This is a genomic window from Streptomyces sp. bgisy130 (assembly GCF_057708345.1).
Map to the genome: position 1 here is coordinate 1 of NZ_JBYISA010000100.1, position 2,293 is coordinate 2,293.

1 protein-coding gene and 1 pseudogene are annotated in these 2,293 nt (G+C 73.3%); both read right to left on the reverse strand.

Annotated elements, in window-relative coordinates; all coding sequences use genetic code 11:
* Positions 1–109 precede the first annotated feature (109 nt).
* Positions 110–1,786 carry a polysaccharide biosynthesis tyrosine autokinase gene (locus AC3EUV_RS38245; RefSeq protein ID WP_435604889.1) on the reverse strand — a complete coding sequence of 559 codons (1,677 nt, stop codon included), beginning with the start codon at positions 1,784–1,786 and terminating at the stop codon, positions 110–112.
* Positions 1,783–2,293: pseudogene (locus AC3EUV_RS38250) on the reverse strand (hypothetical protein); the annotation flags it as partial. The pseudogene AC3EUV_RS38250 and the gene AC3EUV_RS38245, both read right to left, overlap by 4 nt.

Here is a 2,293-nt window from a genome sequence, read left to right on the forward strand (position 1 = left end):
CCGAACATGCTGCCGCGGGCGGTGCTGCCGACCCCGCGCCCGCCGGCCCCGGCCCCGCCCGCCGCCGACGGCGCGGGCCGGCCGCCCGCCCCCGCCGCACGGATGGCCGTCACCTGTGCAGCGAGGTGGTGTCGGCGTCGACGGCCGCGCCGTCCTGCGGTGCCGGTCCGAGAAGCGGCGGCGGCGGGCCCGGCCGCGGCGGCGGCGCCACCGGGGCCGTCCGCGCCCGGCCGCGGCCGCGCTTGCGGTGCGTCGGTCCGCCGTCCGTCAGCCGGCGCAGCGAGGTCCCGCGGCTGCCCTTGTCCAGGACGGCCCCCAGGATGTGCCCGCCGGCGCCGGTGATCAGCTCCCACACCCGGTCCAGGTCGTCCCGGCGGACCTCGTTGAGATCGCAGACCACCACGACGCCGGCCGCCTGCTTGGCGACGGCCAGCCCGTCCGCGTGCGACAGCAGCGGCCCGGTGACGACCACGACATTCTCGTTCGGGCCGGAGGGGGCGTTCAGCAGCCGCGCGAACTGCGGTGAGGACAGGGCACGCGCCGGGTTGGGCACCTCCCGGCCGGGCAGCAGATCGAACCGCCCGTCCACCCCCGCGTCCACGGCCAGCCGCTCGCCATCCGCCCAACCGCCCGGCACCGGACGGCCGTGACCGTGATGCAGCGGCAGCCGCTGGGCGAGCTGCGGAGTCCGCAGATCGGCCTCCACCAGCAGGATGTCGTTGCCGATCTCGGCGAACGCCCCGGCCAGATTGACCGCGACAGAGACCGCCTCCGCATGCTCCCGGGGGGAGACGATCAGCAGACTTCCCCGTCCCGCGAAGCGCTGGTCATGCACCAACCGGAAAGCGATCGTCCGGTACGCCTCCGCCCGGTTGCCGCGGCCCGTCCGCCCGACCTCCAGCAGCTGTGCACCGCCCTGCCGGCGCGGCAGGATACCGAGCACCGGTGCCCGCAGATTGTCCTGCACATCCGCCACCGACCGGACCCGCGGCTCCAGCACCGAGCGCACCCAGGCCGCCAGAATGCCCAGCACCAGCCCGACCACGGCCCCGGCGAGCAGCAGTACGACCAGACCGGGGCTGGACGGGAAGGCCGGCGGATCGCCCTTGCGGACGATGTCGCCGGGCGTGGTGTCGAGGGACTTCAGGCTGGAGATCCGCCCCTGAAGATCCGCTATCTCCGACACCAGATTGCTGCGCTCGGACTCATCGGTGGCCCGCCCCCCGCTCCCGGCGGCGATCCGCCGGTCCAGCACCTTGCGCTGCTCCTGGAGCGGCTTGAGCTCGGCGCTCAGCTTGCTGACGGTCTTGTCTATCCGCTGGGTCGCGGCGTCCTGCCGGTAGTCCAGATACGCATGCACGAAGGCGTTGACGAGCGCGGACGCCCGGTCCGGGGAGTCCGCGTCGTACTCGAACATCAGGGTCTGGGTCTCGGGCGGATTGCTCACCCGCAGGTCCCGCTGGAGCTTGGCCGGATCGGTGGACAGCTTCAGGGCCTTGGCCGCACCGGCCGCGACCGACGCGCTCTGCGCGATCTGCCGCTCCGTACCCATGCTGATCTGCTTGTCCACCGAGACGCCGCCGGCCTCGAAGGGCGCCGTACTGATCGCATGCACCACGACCTCGCCGGTCGCGGTATAGGTCGAACCGCCGAGCAGGGAAACGGCGCCACCGCCGAGCATGCCCAGCACCAGCCCCAGCACGACCAGGGCCCGATACCGGAAGAGCTGGCGCAGCTGGTCCCGGATCTGGTCCGGCTCCTCCGCGGGCTCGTCGAAGACGCTCACGTACGTGCTCCTCCTGTGGGTAACGGCAGGGCGGCGCGGGGCGCGGGGCACTCCGAGGCGCGCGCGGGGTCCGCCGCGGACGGCGGAGGGGTCCGCCGCCCCGGCTTACGGGTGATCAGTAGCGGGATGCATACCAGCAGGGCGAGCGGGCCGACGATGGCCATCAAACTGCCGCGCAGCAGCACCAGTTGGTAGAAGCCGAAGGCCGGCACCAGCAGCGCCGCGAGGGTCCCCGGGCGCCGCCGCAGCCGGTGCCGCAGGTCGTCGATGCGCCGTCCCACCGCGCCGATCAGACCGAAGACGGCGATGACCGACGGGAACCCGGCCCACATGTACGACTCGATCCACAGCGGCGCGGAGAGATTCTCGAAGGTGTAACCCGCGTGCCGGGCGAGCAGGATGCCCGCGTCATCGGGCTTGCCGGGCCAGACGGCACGCGGCACGAAGAACAGCGGGGGCCCCAGCGCGGCAGTCGGCGTGAAGCCGTGCGTATGGACGTAGTCCACG